General features: G+C 64.2%; 28 protein-coding genes. 17 read left to right on the top strand and 11 right to left on the bottom strand.

Features of this window, described 5'->3' with window-relative positions:
* Positions 1 to 21: 21 nt before the first annotated feature.
* Positions 22 to 567: a YaeQ family protein gene (locus RAZWK3B_RS14615; RefSeq protein ID WP_007816476.1), complete on the top strand. Its 546-nt coding sequence runs from the start codon at positions 22 to 24 to the stop codon at positions 565 to 567.
* A 34-nt stretch (positions 568 to 601) separates the two neighbouring features.
* Here the strand turns inward: RAZWK3B_RS14615 and RAZWK3B_RS14610 are convergent, their stop codons facing one another.
* Genes RAZWK3B_RS14610 through ilvD form a run of 4 tightly spaced genes read right to left on the bottom strand, consistent with a single transcriptional unit; the run spans position 602 to position 4348 of the window.
* Entirely contained in the window at positions 602 to 979 is a 378-nt protein-coding gene (locus RAZWK3B_RS14610) for a hypothetical protein (protein WP_007816475.1), read from the bottom strand.
* 14 nt (positions 980 to 993) lie between these two features.
* Complete coding sequence (locus RAZWK3B_RS14605; RefSeq protein WP_007816474.1) at positions 994 to 1767, bottom strand: DUF6478 family protein; 774 nt, start codon at positions 1765 to 1767, stop codon at positions 994 to 996.
* A 57-nt stretch (positions 1768 to 1824) separates the two neighbouring features.
* Positions 1825 to 2610: a hypothetical protein gene (locus RAZWK3B_RS14600; RefSeq protein WP_198133294.1), complete on the bottom strand. Its 786-nt coding sequence runs from the start codon at positions 2608 to 2610 to the stop codon at positions 1825 to 1827.
* Positions 2591 to 4348 (bottom strand): dihydroxy-acid dehydratase, encoded by a 1758-nt coding sequence (gene ilvD / locus RAZWK3B_RS14595; RefSeq protein ID WP_007816469.1) that lies wholly within the window; start codon positions 4346 to 4348, stop codon positions 2591 to 2593. The genes RAZWK3B_RS14600 and ilvD overlap by 20 nt, the downstream gene beginning before the upstream one ends.
* A gap of 121 nt (positions 4349 to 4469) precedes the next feature.
* Here ilvD and RAZWK3B_RS14590 point away from each other — a divergent pair, with 121 nt between their 5' ends.
* From RAZWK3B_RS14590 to RAZWK3B_RS14580, 3 genes are read left to right on the top strand one after another with little or no spacing between them, the layout of a single operon-like run.
* Entirely contained in the window at positions 4470 to 5357 is an 888-nt protein-coding gene (locus tag RAZWK3B_RS14590) for a CPBP family intramembrane glutamic endopeptidase (RefSeq protein WP_007816467.1), read from the top strand.
* Positions 5358 to 5417: 60 nt separating this feature from the next.
* Positions 5418 to 6386: an acetyl-CoA carboxylase, carboxyltransferase subunit beta gene (gene accD, locus RAZWK3B_RS14585; RefSeq protein ID WP_007816465.1), complete on the top strand. Its 969-nt coding sequence runs from the start codon at positions 5418 to 5420 to the stop codon at positions 6384 to 6386.
* Positions 6383 to 7657, top strand: coding sequence for a bifunctional folylpolyglutamate synthase/dihydrofolate synthase (locus tag RAZWK3B_RS14580; RefSeq protein ID WP_007816452.1), 1275 nt, complete (start codon positions 6383 to 6385; stop codon positions 7655 to 7657). The genes accD and RAZWK3B_RS14580 overlap by 4 nt, the downstream gene beginning before the upstream one ends.
* A 374-nt stretch (positions 7658 to 8031) precedes the next feature.
* Here the strand turns inward: RAZWK3B_RS14580 and RAZWK3B_RS14575 are convergent, their stop codons facing one another.
* The 5 genes from RAZWK3B_RS14575 to RAZWK3B_RS14555 form a co-directional block, all read right to left on the bottom strand.
* Complete coding sequence (locus RAZWK3B_RS14575) at positions 8032 to 8601, bottom strand: F0F1 ATP synthase subunit B (protein WP_037295936.1); 570 nt, start codon at positions 8599 to 8601, stop codon at positions 8032 to 8034.
* 5 nt (positions 8602 to 8606) lie between these two features.
* Positions 8607 to 9152, bottom strand: a complete 546-nt coding sequence (locus RAZWK3B_RS14570) for a F0F1 ATP synthase subunit B' (protein WP_007816450.1) — start codon at positions 9150 to 9152, stop codon at positions 8607 to 8609.
* An 83-nt stretch (positions 9153 to 9235) separates the two neighbouring features.
* The gene (locus RAZWK3B_RS14565) at positions 9236 to 9460 is read right to left on the bottom strand and encodes a F0F1 ATP synthase subunit C (protein ID WP_007816449.1); all 225 of its coding nucleotides are present in this window, start codon (positions 9458 to 9460) and stop codon (positions 9236 to 9238) included.
* Positions 9461 to 9512: 52 nt separating this feature from the next.
* Positions 9513 to 10268, bottom strand: coding sequence for a F0F1 ATP synthase subunit A (locus RAZWK3B_RS14560; RefSeq protein WP_007816448.1), 756 nt, complete (start codon positions 10266 to 10268; stop codon positions 9513 to 9515).
* Positions 10258 to 10620, bottom strand: a complete 363-nt coding sequence (locus RAZWK3B_RS14555; protein WP_007816447.1) for an AtpZ/AtpI family protein — start codon at positions 10618 to 10620, stop codon at positions 10258 to 10260. The genes RAZWK3B_RS14560 and RAZWK3B_RS14555 overlap by 11 nt, the downstream gene beginning before the upstream one ends.
* Positions 10621 to 10851: 231 nt before the next feature.
* On the opposite strand from RAZWK3B_RS14555, the gene RAZWK3B_RS14550 reads away from it, so the two are divergent.
* A complete protein-coding gene (locus tag RAZWK3B_RS14550) occupies positions 10852 to 11202 on the top strand; it encodes an ArsR/SmtB family transcription factor (protein ID WP_037295973.1) in 351 nt (116 codons plus the stop codon).
* On the opposite strand, the gene RAZWK3B_RS14545 is transcribed toward RAZWK3B_RS14550, so the two are convergent.
* Together RAZWK3B_RS14545 and RAZWK3B_RS14540 are read right to left on the bottom strand one after the other, a co-directional pair.
* A complete protein-coding gene (locus RAZWK3B_RS14545) occupies positions 11203 to 12090 on the bottom strand; it encodes a DMT family transporter (protein ID WP_007816445.1) in 888 nt (295 codons plus the stop codon).
* A complete protein-coding gene (locus tag RAZWK3B_RS14540) occupies positions 12087 to 12968 on the bottom strand; it encodes a LysR family transcriptional regulator (protein WP_007816444.1) in 882 nt (293 codons plus the stop codon). The genes RAZWK3B_RS14545 and RAZWK3B_RS14540 overlap by 4 nt, the downstream gene beginning before the upstream one ends.
* A 126-nt stretch (positions 12969 to 13094) precedes the next feature.
* Between RAZWK3B_RS14540 and RAZWK3B_RS14535 the strand changes: the two genes are divergently transcribed.
* The 12 genes from RAZWK3B_RS14535 to RAZWK3B_RS14485 all read left to right on the top strand — a co-directional run bounded on the left by RAZWK3B_RS14535 (position 13095) and on the right by RAZWK3B_RS14485 (position 20854).
* Entirely contained in the window at positions 13095 to 13682 is a 588-nt protein-coding gene (locus tag RAZWK3B_RS14535) for an FMN-dependent NADH-azoreductase (protein WP_007816443.1), read from the top strand.
* 212 nt (positions 13683 to 13894) lie between these two features.
* Complete coding sequence (gene ffh, locus RAZWK3B_RS14530) at positions 13895 to 15418, top strand: signal recognition particle protein (protein WP_007816441.1); 1524 nt, start codon at positions 13895 to 13897, stop codon at positions 15416 to 15418.
* Between the two features lie 69 nt (positions 15419 to 15487).
* A complete protein-coding gene (locus RAZWK3B_RS14525) occupies positions 15488 to 16093 on the top strand; it encodes a GNAT family N-acetyltransferase (RefSeq protein WP_007816431.1) in 606 nt (201 codons plus the stop codon).
* Positions 16086 to 16385: a chorismate mutase gene (locus tag RAZWK3B_RS14520; protein WP_007816430.1), complete on the top strand. Its 300-nt coding sequence runs from the start codon at positions 16086 to 16088 to the stop codon at positions 16383 to 16385. The genes RAZWK3B_RS14525 and RAZWK3B_RS14520 overlap by 8 nt, the downstream gene beginning before the upstream one ends.
* A 53-nt stretch (positions 16386 to 16438) precedes the next feature.
* Complete coding sequence (gene rpsP, locus RAZWK3B_RS14515; RefSeq protein ID WP_007816429.1) at positions 16439 to 16867, top strand: 30S ribosomal protein S16; 429 nt, start codon at positions 16439 to 16441, stop codon at positions 16865 to 16867.
* 20 nt (positions 16868 to 16887) lie between these two features.
* Positions 16888 to 17517 carry a 5,6-dimethylbenzimidazole synthase gene (gene bluB / locus RAZWK3B_RS14510; protein WP_007816428.1) on the top strand — a complete coding sequence of 210 codons (630 nt, stop codon included), beginning with the start codon at positions 16888 to 16890 and terminating at the stop codon, positions 17515 to 17517.
* A gap of 5 nt (positions 17518 to 17522) precedes the next feature.
* A complete protein-coding gene (locus RAZWK3B_RS21220; protein ID WP_007816423.1) occupies positions 17523 to 17666 on the top strand; it encodes a hypothetical protein in 144 nt (47 codons plus the stop codon).
* The gene (gene rimM / locus RAZWK3B_RS14505; RefSeq protein ID WP_007816421.1) at positions 17663 to 18175 is read left to right on the top strand and encodes a ribosome maturation factor RimM; all 513 of its coding nucleotides are present in this window, start codon (positions 17663 to 17665) and stop codon (positions 18173 to 18175) included. The genes RAZWK3B_RS21220 and rimM overlap by 4 nt, the downstream gene beginning before the upstream one ends.
* 193 nt (positions 18176 to 18368) lie before the next feature.
* A complete protein-coding gene (gene trmD, locus RAZWK3B_RS14500) occupies positions 18369 to 19190 on the top strand; it encodes a tRNA (guanosine(37)-N1)-methyltransferase TrmD (protein WP_007816419.1) in 822 nt (273 codons plus the stop codon).
* A gap of 51 nt (positions 19191 to 19241) precedes the next feature.
* Complete coding sequence (gene rplS / locus RAZWK3B_RS14495) at positions 19242 to 19625, top strand: 50S ribosomal protein L19 (RefSeq protein WP_007816418.1); 384 nt, start codon at positions 19242 to 19244, stop codon at positions 19623 to 19625.
* An 11-nt stretch (positions 19626 to 19636) separates the two neighbouring features.
* Positions 19637 to 19858, top strand: a complete 222-nt coding sequence (gene rpmE, locus RAZWK3B_RS14490; RefSeq protein ID WP_007816415.1) for a 50S ribosomal protein L31 — start codon at positions 19637 to 19639, stop codon at positions 19856 to 19858.
* Positions 19859 to 20044: 186 nt separating this feature from the next.
* Positions 20045 to 20854, top strand: a complete 810-nt coding sequence (locus RAZWK3B_RS14485) for a division plane positioning ATPase MipZ (RefSeq protein WP_007816413.1) — start codon at positions 20045 to 20047, stop codon at positions 20852 to 20854.
* Positions 20855 to 20856: the final 2 nt, after the last annotated feature.

Below are 20856 nucleotides of genomic sequence, written 5' to 3'. Positions count from 1 at the left end.
TTTGCAGGGTCGGGACATCGCATGGCGCAGAATGCTACCATTTATAAAGTCGAGCTGTCGGTCAGTGACATGGATCGTCACTATTACGAGACCCACAAGCTGACCATCGCCAGGCACCCTTCGGAAACCGATGAGCGGATGATGCTGCGCATCGTGGCCTTCGCGCTCAATGCCCATGAGCATCTGGAGATGACCAAGGGGCTGTCCACCGATGACGAGCCGGATATCTGGCAAAAAAGCCTGAGCGGGGAGCTGGATGTCTGGGTCACGCTGGGGCTGCCCAGTGACAAGGTGGTGCGGCAATCCTGTGCCAAGGCGGGGCGGGTGGTCCTTTATCCTTATGGCGGCAGGACCGCCGAGATCTGGTGGGACAAGCTCAAGGGCAGCACCGCGCGCTTCGACAATCTGCAGGTGATCGGGTTTTCCGAAGCGGAGACCGGCGCCTTGGCGAAGCTTGCCAGCCGCGCGATGAAGCTTCAGGTCAATATCCAGGACGGCGAGGTGATGGTCAGTGTCGGGGACGGCATGGTGTATCTCACGCCGCTGACATGGAAGGGGGCGGCGTAGCCCCCCCCGATCCGGCACTGGCCCCGGACGGGCCTTACATCGTCTCGAGGCAATGCCGGCGGAAGGCGCGTTTGAGCATGTCGAGTTCCTCGCGCAGGAGCGTCACCTCGGCGCGGATGTCATCGCTGAGCGCGTCGCCGGCGATCAGCGTGAAGCTGTCCAGAGTCTCGCCGGTCTTGCGATCGAGGATCAGGAAGGTCTGCACCCCGTCGGAGATCTTTTCCGGGGGGATCGGGATGCGGAGGGTCCAGAGCTTCTGCTCGGGGTTTTCCACGATCTCGACGCCGGGGATATCCTCTTGCAGATGGGTCACCTGAATATCGGGCTGATAATTGCCCTCCCCCTCGCAGGTCAGAACGCCTTGCCAGACGCCTTCGAGAAGCCGTGTCTTGGTCAGTGTGAGCTTGGACATGCGAAACCTCTGGATCAGAACTCGGCGCGGGGGTGACGGCAGAAGGTCAGGTCGCGGATGATCACCTGACTCATCTGCGGGTTCTCGAAGATCAGATCGACCCATGCGCGCTCGACCCGCTTTTCGTTGATGTTGGAATAGGCCAGATCGAATTCGACGGCGATCTCGTCTTCGTGGAGGGGCAATTCGCGCACGAGCTGTTCGGTGTTCGGGCCGTGCTTGATGTTGAGACGAATGAAGATCTCGATCGGCTTTTCCAGTTCGATGATCGTGTCGAGCCGGATCAGGTGGCGGCGTTGGAGGCCCATCATCGCCTGCTCGGGCAGATCCAGCAACAGCGACAGGAAAGAGCCGTCGAAGCGGAACACATCCATGCGCAGACCGAAGGGGGCAAGATCGGCCTCGCTCTGGTTTCGGACCTGCCGCAGGGTCAGTTCGGATTGTTCGCAATCGTGATACAATGTCACCACATCGCCGAGGCGGGTCTTGCTGGCCACGGTGGACATGCCGGGCATCGCCAGAGGCTGACACCAGAGGTTCGGGCGCCATGACCAGTCGGTGCCATGCGGCTTGTGAAAGATGTTCGAGCCGATCATCGGCAAGGCCAGACGGTTGTCGGCCACCGAGATCACCTCGTTCAGACTGTGCCGCAGGTGACGGGCGCGGCCACGCTCGATGCGCAATTGCGACAGGCTGAGACCATGAGCCTTGCGGGCCACCTTGCGCCAGCGACGCAAATTGCGCCGATGCATGAGCCAGTCCAGAACGGCAGTGCCCTTGTCTATCATGCAGATGTCATCCCGGCTCGACCCGCCCAACTTGTCCCGACACGATCTGTCATAGCACTAACCTGAATTCCGAAACAATCCACTCAATAGCGAGCGCAACCCGGTTGGGCGCGGTTCGGTATCGGGATCGGTGGAGGATGTGTCCGCGCCTGTGTCATTCGAAGGCTCGGGAGCGGCATCCGGGGTTTGGCTGGGAGGCTCTGATGTCGCGCTCTCGGAGGCCGACACGAGGACCAGATCGGGGCTGCCCGCCTGCAGCGCCTGAGCCAGATCCGACAGAAGGCGCCGCCCGTCAGCACCAGCAAGAGAGCTGCCCGCAGGTCCATAGACCGACAGGCCCAGAAGATGCCCGTTGATGACCATGCCGCCCCGCCAATAGCGCGGATCGCCGCCCGGCAGGAGCTGCCCGCCGCCCATGGCGAAGCGGACCATCGACAGATCCGGGCCGTCGATCACGTCAAGCGCTTCGATGGGCGCCATCGAGGCGGCAATCTCTTGCGCGGTAGGACGTTGGGCGGGGGCGCCTGTGCGCGGCAGCACCGACACGGTCATCAGAGCCGCCTGCACGGGCACGCCCGGCGTGCCTGTCAGACTTTCGCAACTGGCCATCGGAACGAAGGCCCCCGAGGCACCGCGCCGGATATGCGCGCCATCGATGCAATAGCCCGGCGGCCCGGAGACCACCACTTCGCCATCATAAAGCGCCACCTGCTGCACCACATCCGACTGCGACCGGGTCTGAGGCGCGATCACGCAACCCGCAAGGGACAGACACACACCAAGCACAAAGGCCCGGCGCACCATGCGCCGGGCCGCTGGCCCGTCAGAGGTCCATGTAGACATGCCGCTCGGCCTTGCCGCCGGGATGGGTGACAGCCCCCTTGTAGGTCTCGCCCACAAGCTTGGCGAATTTCCAGATCGCACCGGTGGCATAGATCGTCTCGCGCGGGCCGGCCCAGTTTTCCTTGCGCTTGGCCAGCTCCTCGTCCGATAGATCGACGCTCAGTTCGCCCTTGATCGCGTCGATGGTGACCACATCGCCGGTCTGGATCAGGGCGATCGGGCCACCATGCGCCGCCTCGGGGCCGACATGGCCCACACAGAACCCGCGTGTGGCGCCCGAAAAGCGCCCATCGGTGATAAGCGCAACCTTCTTGCCCATGCCCTGCCCGGACAGCGCGGCGGTCGTGGACAGCATCTCGCGCATGCCGGGGCCGCCTGCGGGGCCTTCGTTGCGGATCACGATGACCTCGCCTTCCTTGTATTGGCGCGCCTTGACCGCCTCGAACGCGTCCTCTTCGCATTCGAACACGCGCGCCGGGCCGGTGAAGACCTGATGCTCGGGGGCGATGCCCGCGACCTTCACGATGGCGCCTTGCGGCGCAAGATTGCCCTTGAGGCCGACGACACCGCCGGTCTTGGTGATCGGCTTTTCGATCGGATAGATCACGCGGCCATCGGCCTCGCGTTCGATCAGGTCAAGCTCTTCGCCGATGGAGCGGCCCGAGGCGGTGATGCAATCCTCGTGGATCAGCCCCGCCTTGCGCAGCTCTTTCATCACGACGGGAATCCCGCCCGCATCATAGAGATCCTTGGCCACATACTGACCACCGGGCTTGAGATCGACGAAATAGGGCGTGTCGCGGAAAATCTCGCAGACATCTTCGAGGAAGAAGTCGATCCCCGCCTCATGGGCGATGGCCGGAAGGTGCAGGCCCGCATTGGTGGAGCCGCCGGTGCAGGCCACGACGCGCGCGGCGTTCTGCAGGCTTTGGAGGGTGACCACGTCCCGCGCACGGATGTTCTTTTCCAGAAGGGTCATGACCGCGCGGCCCGACGCCTCGGCATATTGGTCGCGGGATTCGTAGGGCGCGGGCATGCCCGAGCTGTTCATCAGCGCAAGGCCGATCGCCTCGGAGACGCAGGCCATTGTGTTGGCGGTGAACTGCCCGCCGCAAGCGCCCGCCGAGGGGCAGGCGACGCGTTCGAGCATATCGAGCGCCTTGTCGGACATCTGCTCGTTCTGGTGCCAGCCGACCGCTTCGAACATATCCTGCACCGTCAGGTCGCGGTTGCGGAATTCTTCGGGGATTTCGTTCACCTGAGGCGCCTTGCCCGGCAGGATCGACCCGCCATAGATGAACACTGACGGCACATTGAGCCGCACCATCGCCATCATCATGCCCGGCAGCGACTTGTCACAGCCCGCAAGACCCACAAGCGCGTCATAGCAATGGCCCCGCATGGTCAGCTCGACAGTGTCGGCAATCGCCTCGCGGCTGGCAAGCGAGCTGCGCATGCCTTCATGGCCCATGGCGATCCCGTCGGTCACGGTGATCGTGGTGAATTCACGCGGGCTGCCATGCGCTTCCTTGACGCCGCCCTTGACGGCCTGCGCCTGACGGTTGAGCGCGATGTTGCACGGCGCCGCCTCGTTCCAGCAGGTCGCCACGCCGACCAGCGGCTGATGGATCTCGGCCTCGGTCATGCCCATGGCATAGTAATAGGACCGATGCGGCGCGCGGGCCGGTCCTTCGGTCACGTAACGGCTGGGCAGTTTGGATTTGTCGAATTTGGTCATCAGGGCCTCCCGGACAATGTTGCAACCCGGTTTAAGTGACGCGGCATCGCTGGACAAGGGCGACTTGGCGCGTGGCGCTATGACTGTTTCGCGCGGCCCCGCGATGCTTTAGCGTCCACGCATGAGCTATGAGCCCCATGAACAGCTGGTCGCCCCGGCGCGACCCTCGGCGCATCCCTTGCGGCTTTTGGCCGGGGTCGTGCTGACGGCGGTGCTGTTCATCAGCTTCAGCCAGCTTTGGTCGCGGCTCTATCGTGCGGTGATCGGCCCCGAGGCCTGGGACAAGCTGGCCGATGGGATGATGCGGGGCGCAACGCCGGCGGGTGTGCTCATCAACCTGTTCCTGTTCGGGCTGCTGATCGTGGCGCTGGCGATCACCCTGACGGTGCTGCACCGGCGCCGCCTGCGCGAGCTGATCGGGCCGCCCGCGCTGGCGCTGCGGCAGTTCCGGCAAGTGACTGTGGCGCTGCTGATGCTGTTCGCGGTGGTCATGCTGCTGCCGGGCGATGCCAGCACCGCCCCCCAGCCCAACATGCCCTTCGGGCGCTGGCTGCTGTTGCTGCCGCTGGGGCTGATCGGACTGATGATCCAGACCAGCGCCGAAGAGATTGCCTTTCGCGGCTATCTGCAAAGCCAGCTTGCGGCATGGGTCAGCCATCCGGCGGTCTGGATGGGGGTGCCTTCGGCGCTTTTCGCGATGCTGCATTACGATCCGGTGACGAACGGGACGAACACATGGCTGGTGGTGGGCTGGGCCTTTGGTTTCGGGCTGGCGGCGGCGGATCTCACGGCGCGGTCCGGCACGCTTGGACCGGCGATCGCGCTACATCTGGTGAACAATTTCGGCGCAGTGCTGATCGCGGCGCCGGGGGGCAATTTCGATGGGCTGGCGCTGTATGTCTATCCGTTCTCGTTGGGCGATGACGACGTGCTGTGGCAGTGGTTTCCCATCGACCTGATGATGCTGGCGTGCAGCTGGCTGGCGGCGCGGGTCGCGATGCGCTGCTGATTGCATTCCGCGCATCAGCCCATTATCTGAAGGCAGCGAGGCAACAAGGGATCACGCCGCATGAACTGGATCACGAATTACGTGCGCCCGCGCATCAACTCGATCTTCTCGCGGCGCGAGATGCCCGAGAACCTGTGGTCCAAATGCGATGAATGCGGCACCATGCTGTTTCACCGCGAGTTGAGCGATAACCTGAATGTCTGCACGAATTGTGGCCATCACATGCCGATCACCCCGCGTGATCGGTTCAAGGCGCTGTTCGACGGCGGGATTTTCTCGGAGATCGCGGTGCCTGCGCCTGTGGTCGATCCGCTGCAGTTCCGCGACCAGAAGAAATATCCCGACCGCATGAAAGCCGCGCAGAAAGCCACCGGCGAGAAAGAGGCCATGCTGGTCGCCCATGGCGAGATGGGCCGCACGCCGATCGTGGCGGCGGCGCAGGATTTCAGCTTCATGGGCGGCTCGATGGGGATGTATGTGGGCAATGCCATCATCGCCGCCGCGCAGGAAGCGGTGAAGATGAAACGCCCGCTGATCCTGTTTTCCGCCGCAGGCGGCGCCCGGATGCAGGAAGGGATCCTGAGCCTGATGCAGATGCCGCGCAGCACGGTGGCGATCCAGATGCTCAAGGAGGCGGGGCTGCCGTATATCGTGGTGCTGACCCATCCCACGACAGGGGGCGTCACCGCGTCCTACGCGATGCTGGGCGATGTGCATATCGCCGAACCCAATGCGCTGATCTGCTTTGCCGGGCCGCGCGTGATCGAGCAGACCATCCGCGAGAAACTGCCCGAAGGGTTCCAGCGCGCCGAATACCTGCTGGATCACGGGATGCTGGACCGGGTGACGCCGCGCGGCCAGATGCGCGACGAGCTCATCACCATCACCCGGATGCTTCTGGCCCTGCCCCCTGCTGTCAGGGGCGAGTTGCCAGCGCCCGAAGCCGATGCCGGGAACGAGGCCGCAACTGGCGGCGCCGAGACGCAGACGGCTGGCGCGCAGACCAACAAGCCAAACGCCACCGAATGAGCGTCCTTCATTCCGACGCCATCCTCGAACGGATGATGGCGCTGCACCCCAAGATCATCGACCTCACGCTGGACCGCGTCTGGCGTCTGCTGGAGCGGCTGGACAACCCGCAGGACCGCCTGCCGCCGGTGATCCATATCGCGGGCACCAACGGCAAGGGCTCGACGCTGGCGATGATCCGCGCCGGGATCGAGGGGGCGGGACTGCGCGCGCATGCCTATACCTCGCCGCATCTGGCGCGGTTTCACGAACGTATCCGGCTGGCCGGAGAGCTGATTTCGGAACCCGATCTGAGCGCCGTTCTGGATGAATGCTATGCCGCCAATGGCGGCGAGCCGATCACCTATTTCGAGATCACCACCTGTGCCGCGTTCCTGGCGATGTCGCGCATCGAAGTCGATTACACCCTGCTGGAGGTGGGTCTTGGCGGGAGGCTGGATGCGACCAACGTGATCCCCGCCCCTGCGCTTACTGTCATCACTCCGGTGTCGATGGATCACGAGCAATATCTGGGCGACACAATCGCCAAGATCGCAGGCGAAAAGGCCGGGATCCTCAAGCGCGGCGTTCCTTGCGTCGTCGGCCCGCAGGAAGAGGCGGCGGAGGCCGCGATCGAGGCCCGCGCGCAGGCGCTTGGCGCGCCCTTGATCGCGCAGGGGCAGCATTGGCATGTCAGCGAGGATCACGGGCGGCTGGTGTTTCAGGACGAAACCGGGCTGGCCGATCTGCCGTTGCCCAATCTGCCGGGCGCGCATCAGATCGACAATGCCGGTGCCGCATTGGCGGCGCTGCGCCATCTGGGTCTTGGAGAGAAGGCACAAGAGGCTGCGGTCACCCGCGCCAAATGGCCCGCCCGGATGCAGAAGCTGCGGCACGGCCCGCTGATCGAGGCCGCACCCGAGGCCGAGCTATGGCTTGATGGCGGGCATAACGCGGCGGCGGGTCAGGCGCTCGGGCGGCATCTGGGCACCCTGCCCGCGCGGCCCACGCATCTGATCTGCGGGATGCTGAACACCAAGGATATCGCGGGCTACCTGGCGCCACTGGCGGCACAGGCCGCTAGCCTGACCGCTGTGTCGATCCCCGGCGAGGCCAATACCCTGCCCGCCGAGACGACCGCCACCGCCGCCCGCGCCGCCGGGATGGAGGCGCATGTGGCAAACACCGTGCTGGACGCGGTGAAGCGGATCACGTCCGCGGACCCCAAGGCGCGCATCCTGATTTGCGGCTCGCTCTATCTGGCGGGCGGCGTCCTGCGCGAGAACGGCTGACAGCGGACCGGCAACGCGCCTGCCGGTCACGATCACGCCTCTCTCGAGAGCGTTTCACGGGTCACTTTCGCGCTGATGCAGGAAATTTCGTGCAATCGAATCACTAGGCGTTGACCGATTCGATCTGAGTCGCCAATATCTTTGCAACGGTTCCGATACGGGACGACCGGGCAGCGCTCAGAACATGCCCTCTCGCGTATCACAAGGTGTTCAGTGTCAACGTGGCAGGAATGATCGAGGGGCCGAACCAACGGCCCCCTTTCATTTTTCGGCGCCGGATAAATGAGCCCCAGCTCACCGCTCACCCCCCGTCCCAAAAGAAAAAGCCCGGTCACTCAGGACCGGGCTTGTTCATTCCTAGACTGCGGCAAGCGTCAGTGCAGCTTGGCGTCGACCTGTCCGATGGCGTCGTCGATCAGCTTGTTGCCGTCGGCGGCGGTCATGTTCTTGGCGATCACATCGGTGGCGGCGGCCACGGCGATGCGGATCGCTTCGTTGCGAACATCGCGGATCGCGTTGGCTTCGGCCGATGCGATCTGATCCTCGGCCGCTTTCAGGCGGCGCTTGATCGATGCCTTGAGGTCCTGCTTGGCCTGCTCGGCGGCCTCGGCGGCCTCCTGCTTGGCGGCAGCGATGATGCGCTCGGACTGTTCCTGCACTTCCTTTTGCTTGCGCTCGTAGCCCGCAAGCAGGGTCTGTGCCTCATCGCGAAGCGCGCGCGCCTCGTCGAGCTCGGACTTGATACCCTCGGCGCGCTTGTCGAGAAGCCCACCCAGAAGCGACGGCACCTTGAAGTAGAGCAGGATGCCGATGAACACCAGAAAGCCGAGCGTGACGACAAAATCGGTATTCTCGAGCGAGAAGAAGGGCTTGCCCGCAGCTGCCAGCGCGGGGCTGGCAGAGACCGTGGCGGCAAGCGCGATCAGCATGGAAGATCCTCTCATGGCGCTTATCCCTTCATCTTTGCAGTGACAGCCGAGGTGATCGACCGCGCATCGGCGCTGCCACCCAAAGCGGCGACGAGTTCCTTGGCGGTGTCCTTGGCCACCTCCTTGACGCTGTCCATCGCCCCTTCGCGGATCGCAGCGATCGTCTTTTCGCTTTCGGCCAGCTTGGCTGAGATTTCAGCGTCGGCCTTGGCGGTCGCATCATCCAGGTCTGCCTGGATTTCGGCCTTGGCCTGAGCGATGATCTTCTGCGCCTCGGCGCGGGCATTGGCCAGCGCCTTGTTATACGCCTCTTCGGCCTCGACGGCCTTGACCTTGAGATCCTCGGCTGCGGCGAGATCGTTGGTGATGGTTCCCTGACGCTCGGCCAGAACGGCCGCGATGCGCGGAAGGGCCACGCGCGACAGGAAGAAGAAGATCACGACCAGCGTGACCGTGAGCCAAAAGATCTGGTTGGGCCACCAGTCGAAGCACAGCTGGGGCATGCCGACGGCAGAGCCGTCAACGACACAGGTGCTTACAGTCTGCCCGGTTGTTTCGGTCGCCATTGCGTCCTCCGTCGGAACTTGGTCTCACTATCGGGCGGCCAGTCGTGCCAGCCGCCCGCACGTAAGGAAAGGTTCCGTAAGGCTTAGACGGCGAACATCAGCAGCAGAGCGACCAGGAACGAGAAGATGCCCAGTGCTTCTGCGAATGCGATGCCGATGAACAGGGTCGCGGTCTGACCGGCCGCTGCCGAGGGGTTGCGCAGAGCGCCGGACAGGAAGTTGCCTGCCACGTTGCCCACACCGATTGCGGCTGCGCCGGAACCGATTGCTGCGAGACCTGCGCCGATATGTGCGAGTTCACCTTCCATGATGTATTCTCCTTACGATTGGAAGTTGTAGGTATGTTTGAGCGGTTCGACCTTAGTGCGAGGGATGCAGCGCATCCTTGAGATACACGCAGGTCAGGATCGTGAAGACATAGGCCTGGATGAACGACACCAGGATTTCGAGCCCGTACATCGCGGTCACACCGAGGATCGCCAGCGGGCTGACCGCCGCGATCGCGGCGAAGCCGGCGAACACCTTGATCACCGCGTGACCGGCCATCAGGTTGCCGGCAAGACGGATCGAGTGGCTGACGGGACGCACGAAGTAGGAAATCACCTCGATGATGGCGAGGATCGGGCGCAGCGGCAAAGGCGCGCTGCTGACCCAGAAGAGGCCAAGGAAGGCCGCGCCGTTCTTGACGAAGCCCACGACGGTGACGGTGATGAACACCAGCAGCGCGAGCACGACCGTCACGGCGAAATGCGACGTGGTGGTGAACGAGCCGGGGATCAGGCCAAGGAAGTTGGCGAAGACGATGAACATGAACAGCGTCATGATATACGGGAAGAAGCCCACGGCGTCCTTGCCGGCGACATCCTCGACCATCTTGTAGACAAAGCCGTAAGCCAGCTCGCCGATCGACTGCATCCGACCCGGAATGGTCGAGCGCCCGGAGGTGCCCAGAACCATCAGCGCGATGACGGCGATGATGGTCAGTGCCATCCAGAGTGTCACATTGGTGATCGTGAAAAGACCCACCGGGCCGTCTCCGAACAGCGGGCTCACGATGAACTGATCCATCGGGTGGAACACCAGACCGCCTGCTTCGCCCTTCGCTTCAGTCGCCATCTTTCGTCCTCTTGTCGTCGCCCGACCCGGGCGCAATGTCTTCGGCCTCTTCGGCCAGCTTCTTGCGCTGGATTTCGTCTGCGCTGCGCATCATCGTCTTGATGCCCGCGGCCAGACCCAGCAATGTGAACAGCACGAGGAAGATCGGGATCGTCCCGAACAGGCTATCAAGCCCGTATCCCATGCCGAAACCGATCATCAGACCGGCCACAAGTTCCGTTACCATCCGCCAGGCGACCTGCGCCTGACTGTAGTGTTCCTCGGAATGGTGACGCGGCTCCTTCTTCTTTTTCAGAGCCGCGATCCTGTCCTCAAGCTGCGCCAGGCGCTCGCTTTGGTCGGGATCTGTCACGATGGTTTACCCCTTGGAACGGTTGTGCCTTTGCTATGCGGCGGATGGCAGTGAGTCAAGCGCGCGTGAAGACCCGCATGAGCAGCGTTAAGTATCTGAAAAATTGTGATAAAGATCAGCGCCACAAGAGCCGGGGTATTGTGCCGCAGCCAACCACAGCGTCGTTCCGGTCGTTTCGGCATATTCAACCAAATGGTTGACGAATGTCAGGCGCCGCGCGATACGGCCTGCATGTCCGAACAGCTCGATATCACCTTTCAGGCCTTGGCCGACCCCACCAGACGGGCGATCCTGTCGATGCTTCTCGAGGATGACATGGCCGTGACCGACGTGGCCGAACCTTTCGAGATGTCGCTGACCGCGATTTCCAAGCATCTGGGGATTCTCAGCCGCGCGGGGCTTATCAGCCAGGAACGGCGCGGGCGGGTGAAATGGTGCAAGCTGGAACCCGACGCCCTGCGCGACGCGAGCATCTGGATGCAGAGCTTCGGGCAGTTCGAGGCGGTGAACCTCGATGCGTTCGAGAAGTTTCTGGCATCAGAGCTGTCCGGCGGTGACGCGGCCCTGCCCAACGAGGACTGACTAGGCCGGGTGCTCGTCCTTGAGCAGCAGCACAAGCGCCGTCAGGATCATCGCCACGCCGATCATCACCATCACCGGCGGCACGCCATTTCCCAATGCCGCTTCCCAGCAGATCACCCAGACCGGGGTGAGATAGGTATAGGCCATCACCTTGGCGCTTGGCAGCCTGAGCGACGCGTATTGCAGCAAGACAAAGGTGATCGCCGTCGCCGCCACCGTCACATAGGCCAGCGTGATCCAGACGATCGGCGGCAAGGCGCCCCAGTCGGTCGCACGCAGCGCGGGCCAGCCCGCACCCGTCACCAGAAGGGCCGCGGCAACCATGGCGCCAAAGGAGAAGACCACCGGCGGCTCGCCCCGGTTCAGCTTGCGCACCATCGGCGTATAAAAGGCATGGGCCACACAGCCGAGGAAATAGATCGCCTCGCCACGTCCCACCTGAAAGGCCGCCAGAGCCGCCCAATCCGCCTCGAAGATCACCCAGAGCGCGCCCGCGCCCCCGACGCTGAGCGCAAGCGCCATGCGCCGGGTCATCGCCTGACGCAGCAGCAGATAGCCGAAGAGCCCCGCGATCATCGGCGTCAGGGTGAACACCGCCGCCGCCGACACGGGGCGCGCGGTTTTCAGCCCCTCGAACATCAGCAGGAAGTACAGCCCCATCGACCCGCCAAGGATCAGATAGCGCCACGGCGCCCGGAACGCGGGCCGCGACAGGCCATGCGTGGCATGCGCCGCCGCCCCCAGAATGCAGGCCGCGATCACGAAGCGCACGGCATTGAGCGCTGTCGGCGCGATCTCGTTCGCCGCCATGGAGCCAAGCGCGAAAGACCCCGCGATCAGCGCCGAGAAGGTGAGCATCGCAAGATGGCCGCGAAGCCGGTCGCTCATGCGTCGTCCCAATCGCGGGCGCGATTCTTGAGAAAGGACAGGAAGGATTGCACCTTGGTGGTGCGGTGCAGGTCCATATGGGTCACCAGCCACAGGGGTGCGGCCCAGTCCTCGCGCGGGGGGACCACCTCGATCAGGCCGCCCATCTCGCGCGCTTGCAACCGCGACACGAAACCGATCCCCGCGCCCTGCTTGATCGCGCGGCGCTGCGCATGCACATCGCCGCTGCGGAACACGATATTGGCCGCCGGGATCGTCTCGCGCATCCAGCGAAAAAACGGCGCGCGGGAATTGGGGTCATCGGCCCCGACGAACCGGTGCCCGGACATCTCGGCCTCGGACTGCGGCAGACCATGGCGCGCGGCATAGGCGTCGGAGGCGAAAAGCGTGATCTTCTGCTCGAAAAAGGGTTGCACCACGTTGTCGGGCTGATCGGGCACAGCCCCGGCGCGGATCGCCACATGCGCCTCGCCATATTCCAGCCGAAAGAGCCTGTCGCCGGTCAGGTAGCGCACGATGATATCGGGGAATTCGGCCTGAAACTCGGTCAGGACCGGAACCAGAAGATGACTGAGCCCGCCAAGCGAGGTGACCACCAGCTCGCCCGAGACATCGTTGCCACGCCCCTTGATGCGCCCGACAAGCTGCGAGAACTGGTCATCGGTGGCCTGCGCCACGCGCAACAGATCCTCGCCTGCCTCGGTCGGGGTATAGCCGCGCGCGTGCCGTTGAAACAGCTTGACCCCTAGGCGCTGCTCCAGCGCGTCGATATGGCGGATGACCGTGGCGTGATGCACGCCAAGCACCTCGGCGGCACCACTGACCGTGCCGATGCGGGCCACGTTAAAGGCGGTGCGAATCTCATCCCAGTTGTCCATGAAGGCTCCGATAACCAATGTGCAAATCTCAACACTCAATGTTTCTCATGAAAGATTGCGTTTGAAAAGGCACAGGTTAATTAACGCGGTGACGAAATACACCTCCAACCGCACAGGACCACACTGATGACCCATCGCATTCTTCGTATCGACGCCTCGGCGCGCGCCCAAGGCTCTGTCACCCGCGATCTGACCGGGCGCATCACCGCCCTTTGGCCGGCCGCGCATGTGCTGCATCGCGATCTGGCCGCGAACCCCCTGCCGCATCTGACCGAGGACTGGGTGAGCGCCAATTTCACTCCGCACGCCAACCGCACCGCCGCACAAGAGAAGGCGCTTGCGCTGTCCGACAGCCTGATCGACGAGCTGCGCGCCGCCGACACGCTGGTGATCGGGCTGCCGGTCTACAATTTCGGCGTGCCTTCGGCGCTGAAGGCATGGATCGACCATGTGGCGCGCGCCGGTGTCACCTTCCGCTATACCGAAACCGGCCCCGAAGGTCTGTTGACCGGCAAGCGCGCGATCCTTGCAATGGCCTCGGGCGGCACGCAGGCGGGCGCCGAGATCGACTACGCCTCGACCTATATGCGCCATATCCTCGGCTTTGTCGGGATCACTGACGTGACGGTGGTGGCCGCCGATCAACTGGCGCTGGACGCCGATGCAAGCCTTGCCCGCGCGCTGGATCAGATCGGCGAGCTGCAGGCCGCCTGAGCCACCGACCGCGGCGCCCGGTCTTGACAGGGCCGGGCGCGCGCAGTAACAGCGCGCATCAATCCGGAAGTGCGTCAAGCTTCCGGTCCCATGGCCTTTGGCCGGGATCGCCCCCCGTCAGCGCGTTGCGCCCACGGGGGAGATTGGCATTTGAGGCGGTTCTTCTTATCTGAAGGATCAGAACGAAACGGGCGAAAGAAGGAGCGCTTGGGATGTTTGAAAATCTGTCAGACCGCCTGTCCGGCGTTCTCGATCGCCTGACCAAACAGGGCGCGCTGAGCGACGACGACGTCAAGACCGCTCTGCGCGAGGTGCGTGTCGCCCTGCTCGAGGCCGATGTCTCGCTGCCGGTGGCGCGCGACTTCATCAAGAAGGTGCAGGATCAGGCCACCGGTCAGGCGGTGACCCGTTCGGTCACGCCGGGCCAGCAGGTGGTCAAGATCGTGCATGACGCGCTGGTCGAGACCCTGACCGGCGAAGGCGAGCCCGGCGCTCTCAAGATCGACAACCCGCCCGCGCCGATCCTGATGGTGGGCCTGCAAGGCTCGGGCAAGACGACCACGACCGCGAAACTGGCCAAGCGCCTCAAGGATCGCGACGGCAAGCGGGTGCTGATGGCCTCGCTCGACGTGAACCGCCCCGCCGCCATGGAACAGCTTGAGATCCTTGGCCGCCAGATCGGCGTCGACACGCTGCCGATCGTCAAGGGCGAAGACCCGGTGACCATCGCCAAGCGCGCCAAGACCCAGGCCAGCCTTGGCGGCTATGATGTCTACCTGCTGGACACAGCGGGCCGGCTGCATATCGACGCCGACCTGATCGCGCAGGCCGCCGCCGTGCGCGACGTGGCCAACCCGCGCGAAACGCTGCTGGTCGTCGATGGCCTGACCGGTCAAGACGCGGTCAACGTGGCCGAGGAATTCGACGACAAGATCGGCGTCTCCGGTGTCGTGCTGACGCGGATGGATGGCGACGGGCGCGGCGGTGCGGCGCTGTCGATGCGCGCGGTCACCGGCAAGCCGATCAAGTTCGTCGGCCTTGGCGAGAAGATGGACGCGCTCGAAACCTTCGAACCCGAGCGTATCGCCGGCCGCATCCTTGGCATGGGCGACATCGTCAGCCTTGTGGAAAAGGCCCAGCAAACCATCGAGGCCGAACAGGCCGAACGCATGATGCGCCGCTTCCAGAAGGGTCAGTTCAACATGAACGACCTCAAGATGCAGCTGGAACAGATGCAGAAGATGGGCGGCATGGAAGGCGTGATGGGCATGATGCCCGGCATGGGCAAGATGGCCAAGCAGATGGAAACCGCCGGGATCGACGACAAGGTTCTGTCGCGGCAGGTCGCGCTGATCCAGTCGATGACCAAGACCGAGCGCGCAAACCCCAAGATCCTGCAGGCCAGCCGCAAGAAGCGCATCGCGCGCGGCGCGGGCCTTGAAGTGTCCGAGTTGAACAAGCTGCTCAAGATGCAGCGCCAAATGTCGGACATGATGAAGCAGATGGGCAAGATGGGCAAAGGCGGCATGCTGAAACAGGCCATGAAAGGCATGTTCGGCAAGGGCGGCCCCAGCCCCGAGGATCTGCAGGGCATGGACCCCAAGGCGCTGGAACAGGCGGCCAAACAGATGGGCGGCGGCCTGCCCGGTGGTCTGGGTGGGCTTGGTGGCCTCGGCGGATTGGGCGGCGGCAAGGGCCTGCCCTCGGGCCTGTCGGGATTTGGCAAGAAGAAATGATGCCGATGCTGACCGATCATCTGACCGCAGGGCAAGGCGCCGGTGACGTGGTGCGGGGAGCTGTCTGACATGGCCACCCGCGACATTCCCGTGATCGAGACCCGCCGCCTTGTGCTGCGCGCGCCCGAACCCGAGGATTATCCCGATTTCAAGGCAACGTTCAGCTCTTACCGGTCGCGTTTCATGGGTGGGCCATTGAACCGCTACGAGGCATGGATGCTCTATGCCGCCGAGATCGGCCATTGGAACATCCGCGGCTTCGGCATGTGGATGATCCACGACAAGGTGACCGATGCCACCTATGGCATGGCGGGCGGCTGGTTTCCCGCCGGCTGGCCCGAACGCGAGATCGCCTGGATCATCTGGCCCGACAAGGCGGGGCACGGCTTCGCGCTCGAGGCCACCCATGCCGCGCGCGCCCATCTCTATGGCCCCGGCGGCTGGGACGGCGCAGTCAGCTATATCGACCCCAAGAACCTGGATTCGATCCGGCTTGCCGAACGGCTGGGCGCCAAAAAGGATCACGGCGCCGCCACCATCGATGGCAATGACGCGGTCTACCGCCACCCCTCGCCCGCCGTTCTGAAATCCGGCCAGCTGGCCGACGGGATCGAGCTGGAGATCAGCCACTATTGCGACCCGCTGTTCAAACCGAAAGGGTTTCCGCTTGACTGAAGACGCCCCCACCCGCGCCGCAAGGCTGCTCAAAGAGCACCGCGAGAGCATCGACCGGCTCGACGCGATCCTTGTCTATACGCTTGGCGAACGCTTCAAGCACACGCAGGCGGTGGGCCGCCTGAAAGCCGAACACGACCTTCCCCCGTCCGATCCTGCCCGCGAAGCGCAGCAGATCGCACGTCTCGAAGACCTGGCGCACCAGGCCGATCTCGACCCGGAATTCGCCAAGAAGTTCCTCAACTTCATCATCGCTGAAGTGATTCAGCACCACAAACAGCACCAGTCGTGACGGTGCGCATTCATCGCACCGACAAAACGCCATTCGAAAAGGAGACCTAACCGATGGCCATGAAAATTCGTCTCGCCCGTGGCGGCAGCAAGAAACGCCCCCATTACAGCATCGTTGCCGCCGACAGCCGCATGCCGCGCGACGGCCGCTTCATCGAGAAGCTGGGCACCTACAACCCGCTTCTGCCGAAAGACAGCGAAGAGCGCGTCAAGATGAAGATGGAGCGCGTGCAATACTGGCTGGACCAGGGCGCACAGCCGTCGGACCGCGTGAGCCGCATGCTCGAAGCCGCCGGCGTTCTGGCCAAGAAGGACCGCGCGAACCTCAAGAAGGGCGAGCCGGGCGCCAAGGCCAAGGAACGCGTCGAGGAAAAAGCCGCCAAGGCCGCTGCAGCCGCCGAAGCCGCCGCAGCCCCCGCCGAAGAGGCCCCGGTCGCCGAGGCCACCGAAGAGGCGCCCGCCGAGGACGCCGCTCAGGGCTGAGCACGGGCGGGGCGCGGATCATGTCGCGTTTCACCCCGGACTTCCGGTCCGACCTGACCGATCTGATGCGGTGGCGGCGCGACGTGCGCCGCTTCCGCAGCGATCCGGTGGACGAGGCGGTGCTGCGCGCCTGCCTCGACACCTTCCTGCTGGCCCCCTCCGTGGGCCTGAGCGAACCCTGGCGCGTGATCCGCGTCACCAGCCCGGCCGCGCGCCGGGCGGCGCTCGACAATTACACCCGTGCCAACGCCGCGGCCCTCTCGGGCTATGACGGCGACCGCGCGCAGCTTTACAGCGGCCTGAAACTCTCGGGCATGACCGACGCGCCGGTGCAGCTGGCCATCTTCTGCGACGAGACGACCGGCAAGGGCGCAGGCCTTGGCGCCGGCACCATGCCCGAAATGCGCCGCTATTCGGTGGTGGGCGCGATCACGCAATTCTGGCTGATGGCGCGCAGTCATGGCCTCGGGGTGGGCTGGGTGTCGATCCTCGACCCTGACCGCCTGTCGCGTGATCTCGATGTGCCGCACGGCTGGGAGCTGGTCGGCTATCTCTGCGTCGGCTACCCCGAAACCGCAGACGACACCCCGGAACTCGAGCGCGCCGGCTGGGAAGATCGCAGCGCCTCGCTGACGATCGAGGAGCGGTGACGCGCATGTTCCGACCCGTTCGCACCCTCATCCTGATGGCCGTCATCTTCCTCGTGGGGCTGTTCTTCGAACGTCACCAGCATCAGGAGCGCTGCGCCGCCGCAGGCGGCACGGTGGAGAATGGCCTTTGCCGCGGAGAGACCGAATGACCGACGACACCCGCATTTGCCTCGGCGCGATCGCCGGCGCGTTCGGCGTGCACGGCGAATTGCGCCTCAAGAGCTTCACCGCCACCCCCGAGGACATCGCCGCCTATGGCCCGCTGGAAACCGAGGATGGCGCCCGCAGCTTCGAGATCACGCTGAGCGGACAAAGCGCCAAAGGCGGGCTGATCGCGCGCCTGTCAGGCGTGACCACGAAGGAACAGGCCGACGCGCTGCGCGGTGTGCGCCTTTATACCGAACGCGACCGCCTGCCCGCCCTTCCCGACGAGGAATATTACCACGCCGACCTGATCGGCCTGGAGGTCTATGACACCGGCGGCACCCTGCTCGGACGGGTAAAGGCGGTGCTCAACCACGGCGCGGGCGATATCCTCGAACTGCATGGCCAAGGGCTGACCTCGACCGTGCTTTTGCCCTTCACGCGCCAGGCCGTGCCGACCGTGGACCTCGCCGCGGGCCGCATCGTCGCCGACCCGCCCGAAGGCCTGTTCTGACCCCGCCCGCGACTGGGGGCCCTGCCCCCAGACCCCCGGGATATTTCCAGCCAGAAGAAACGGCACGCGCGGCGCGTCTTTCATCGTTCCACAAATACTCCCGCCGGAGGCATCCCGCAGCCCGCCCCGGGCACCGCGCGCGGATGTCAGCGCCTCTTGCCTCGGGAGGGCGCGGGAGCTAAGGCCTCGAACCATGACGGACGCACCCAAATCCCACGGTCGCAAGACCATCACGGTCAGCCTGAAACCGCAGGAGCTGATGACGCATAATCCACGTCTCGCGAGGGCCTGGACCGCGCAGGTGATCACCCTTCTGCCGGAGGCGTTTCCCGGTGTGCTGGGAGAAAGCCTGACCGGGCGGGCGCTGAAGGACGGGCTATGGCAGCTGGACACGGTCGATCTGCGCCTGTTCGGCGAGGGGCGGCATCGCAATGTCGATGACACGCCCGCGGGCGGTGGCGCGGGCATGGTTCTGCGCGCGGACGTGATGGGACGCGCCATCGATCATGCGCGCGCGCGCATGCCAAAGGAGGCGCCGCTGATCTATCTCAGCCCGCGCGGCAAGCGGCTCGATCAGGCCATGGCACAGCGTCTGTCGGAAGGTGAGGGCGTCACCCTGATCTGCGGCCGCTTCGAGGGGCTCGACGAGCGCGTGATCGCGCATTACGGCATTCAGGAGGTCTCGATCGGGGATTTCGTGCTCTCCGGAGGCGAGATCGCCGCTCAGGCCTTGATTGATGCGGCTGTCCGACTTATACCGCGCGTGCTTGGGAATCAGGCGTCGACGGAGGAGGAGTCCTTTTCCGAAGGCCTGCTTGAACATCCCCAGTACACGAGACCTGCCATCTGGAACGGCCTTGCGATCCCTGAAATTCTTCTTTCCGGGCATCATGGCCATATCACTTCCTGGCGGCGGGCCGAGGCCGAACGGCTGACGAAGGAACGACGACCTGATCTCTGGCGGGCTTACTGTGCGGCGCATGGTAGGGACCCGGACGAAGACCAAGAGCTCTGAGGCGGCATCAATCTTTGCGGAACGAACCGCAAGCATATAGGAGAAGAAGCGATGGACATTATCGCTCAACTGGACGCCGAGCAGGTTGCAGAGCTCGGCAAGACCATCCCGGATTTCAAGGCCGGGGACACGCTGCGCGTCGGCTACAAGGTGACCGAGGGCACCCGCTCGCGCGTGCAGAATTTCGAAGGCGTCTGCATCAGCCGCAAGAACGGCTCGGGCATCGCCGGGAGCTTCACGGTCCGCAAGATTTCCTTTGGGGAAGGCGTCGAACGTGTGTTCCCGCTGCACTCGACCAATATCGACAGCATCACCGTCGTGCGCCGTGGTCGCGTGCGCCGCGCCAAGCTGTATTATCTGCGCTCGCGTCGCGGCAAGTCGGCCCGGATCGCCGAGGACGCCACCTACAAACCCCAATCCGGCAAGTCGGCATAAGGAGCGGCACGATGAGAAAAGAGATCCACCCCGATTATCACGTCATCGACGTCAAGCTGACCGATGGCACCGTTATTCAGATGCGCTCGACCTATGGCGCCGAGGGCGACAGCCTGTCGCTCGACGTCGATCCCTCCGTGCACCCGGCCTGGACCGGTGGCGGCACCCGCCTGATGGATACCGGCGGCCGCGTGTCGAAGTTCAAGAACAAATACGCAGGTCTCGGCTTCTGATTGCCGGACACAGCCCGAAGGCCTTGGCGCCGCCCTCCGGGGCGGCGTTTTTCATGAGGAGCGGCCCCACTGCAACAGGGGGCGCAAAGCATCGCTGCAACGCAACGGAATCTTTCCAACCGCGGGCCCCGAGGCTAAGGTGTGACACAAGAAAAACAGCCCGGAACAGGGACAGGGGAACAGGTCATGGCCCATATCATCGTCGTCGGCAACGAGAAGGGGGGCGCCGGCAAATCGACCGTCTCGATGCATGTGGCCACCGCGCTTGCGCGCATGGGCCACAAGGTCAGCGCGCTGGATCTGGACCTGCGGCAAAAGACCTTCGGGCGCTATGCCAGCAATCGCAAGACCTTTCTGGACAAGGCCGGGCTGGCGCTGCCCGGTCCGCGGTATCACGACCTGCCCGACATCGACCAGTCCAGTCTCAACCCCGGCGAGAATCTCTATGATCGCCGCCTCTCGGCCGCCGTGGCGCAGCTTGAGCCTGACAGCGACTTCATCGTGATCGACTGCCCCGGATCGCATACCCGTCTGAGCCAGGTCGCCCATAGCCTTGCCGACACGCTCATCACGCCGTTGAACGACAGTTTCGTGGATTTCGACCTGTTGGCCCATGTGGACAGCGACGGGAAGCGGATCATCGGGCCGTCGGTCTATTCGGAAATGGTGTGGAATGCGCGGCAGTTGCGCGCGCAGGCCGGGCTGAAGCCGATCGACTGGGTGGTGGTGCGCAACCGCTTGGGCGCGCAACAGATGGTCAACAAGCAGAAGATGGGCACGGCGCTGGAAACGCTGGCGCGCCGCATCGGATTTCGCACGGCCCCCGGCTTCAACGAAAGGGTCATCTTCCGCGAGCTGTTTCCGCGCGGGCTGACGCTGCTGGATCTCAAGGATGTGGGCGTCAAGCAGCTCAATATCTCGAACATCGCCGCAAGGCAGGAATTGCGCGATCTGATCAAGGCGCTCAACTTGCCCGGTGTGAACGCCGATTTCTGAGC

It is taken from the genome of Roseobacter sp. AzwK-3b, from assembly GCF_000170875.1.
Lineage (GTDB): Bacteria > Pseudomonadota > Alphaproteobacteria > Rhodobacterales > Rhodobacteraceae > Roseovarius > Roseovarius litoreus.
This window is presented reverse-complemented; position numbering and strand designations above follow the sequence as displayed.

Coding starts and splice junctions, on each gene's coding strand:
- RAZWK3B_RS14615 (WP_007816476.1), top strand. CDS start 22: ATGGCGCAGAATGCTACCATTTATAAAGTCGAGCTGTCGGTCAGTGAC.
- RAZWK3B_RS14610 (WP_007816475.1), bottom strand. CDS start 979: ATGTCCAAGCTCACACTGACCAAGACACGGCTTCTCGAAGGCGTCTGG.
- RAZWK3B_RS14605 (WP_007816474.1), bottom strand. CDS start 1,767: ATGATAGACAAGGGCACTGCCGTTCTGGACTGGCTCATGCATCGGCGC.
- RAZWK3B_RS14600 (WP_198133294.1), bottom strand. CDS start 2,610: ATGTCTACATGGACCTCTGACGGGCCAGCGGCCCGGCGCATGGTGCGC.
- ilvD (WP_007816469.1), bottom strand. CDS start 4,348: ATGACCAAATTCGACAAATCCAAACTGCCCAGCCGTTACGTGACCGAA.
- RAZWK3B_RS14590 (WP_007816467.1), top strand. CDS start 4,470: ATGAGCTATGAGCCCCATGAACAGCTGGTCGCCCCGGCGCGACCCTCG.
- accD (WP_007816465.1), top strand. CDS start 5,418: ATGAACTGGATCACGAATTACGTGCGCCCGCGCATCAACTCGATCTTC.
- RAZWK3B_RS14580 (WP_007816452.1), top strand. CDS start 6,383: ATGAGCGTCCTTCATTCCGACGCCATCCTCGAACGGATGATGGCGCTG.
- RAZWK3B_RS14575 (WP_037295936.1), bottom strand. CDS start 8,601: ATGAGAGGATCTTCCATGCTGATCGCGCTTGCCGCCACGGTCTCTGCC.
- RAZWK3B_RS14570 (WP_007816450.1), bottom strand. CDS start 9,152: ATGGCGACCGAAACAACCGGGCAGACTGTAAGCACCTGTGTCGTTGAC.
- RAZWK3B_RS14565 (WP_007816449.1), bottom strand. CDS start 9,460: ATGGAAGGTGAACTCGCACATATCGGCGCAGGTCTCGCAGCAATCGGT.
- RAZWK3B_RS14560 (WP_007816448.1), bottom strand. CDS start 10,268: ATGGCGACTGAAGCGAAGGGCGAAGCAGGCGGTCTGGTGTTCCACCCG.
- RAZWK3B_RS14550 (WP_037295973.1), top strand. CDS start 10,852: ATGTCCGAACAGCTCGATATCACCTTTCAGGCCTTGGCCGACCCCACC.
- RAZWK3B_RS14545 (WP_007816445.1), bottom strand. CDS start 12,090: ATGAGCGACCGGCTTCGCGGCCATCTTGCGATGCTCACCTTCTCGGCG.
- RAZWK3B_RS14540 (WP_007816444.1), bottom strand. CDS start 12,968: ATGGACAACTGGGATGAGATTCGCACCGCCTTTAACGTGGCCCGCATC.
- RAZWK3B_RS14535 (WP_007816443.1), top strand. CDS start 13,095: ATGACCCATCGCATTCTTCGTATCGACGCCTCGGCGCGCGCCCAAGGC.
- ffh (WP_007816441.1), top strand. CDS start 13,895: ATGTTTGAAAATCTGTCAGACCGCCTGTCCGGCGTTCTCGATCGCCTG.
- RAZWK3B_RS14525 (WP_007816431.1), top strand. CDS start 15,488: ATGGCCACCCGCGACATTCCCGTGATCGAGACCCGCCGCCTTGTGCTG.
- rpsP (WP_007816429.1), top strand. CDS start 16,439: ATGGCCATGAAAATTCGTCTCGCCCGTGGCGGCAGCAAGAAACGCCCC.
- bluB (WP_007816428.1), top strand. CDS start 16,888: ATGTCGCGTTTCACCCCGGACTTCCGGTCCGACCTGACCGATCTGATG.
- RAZWK3B_RS21220 (WP_007816423.1), top strand. CDS start 17,523: ATGTTCCGACCCGTTCGCACCCTCATCCTGATGGCCGTCATCTTCCTC.
- rimM (WP_007816421.1), top strand. CDS start 17,663: ATGACCGACGACACCCGCATTTGCCTCGGCGCGATCGCCGGCGCGTTC.
- trmD (WP_007816419.1), top strand. CDS start 18,369: ATGACGGACGCACCCAAATCCCACGGTCGCAAGACCATCACGGTCAGC.
- rplS (WP_007816418.1), top strand. CDS start 19,242: ATGGACATTATCGCTCAACTGGACGCCGAGCAGGTTGCAGAGCTCGGC.
- rpmE (WP_007816415.1), top strand. CDS start 19,637: ATGAGAAAAGAGATCCACCCCGATTATCACGTCATCGACGTCAAGCTG.
- RAZWK3B_RS14485 (WP_007816413.1), top strand. CDS start 20,045: ATGGCCCATATCATCGTCGTCGGCAACGAGAAGGGGGGCGCCGGCAAA.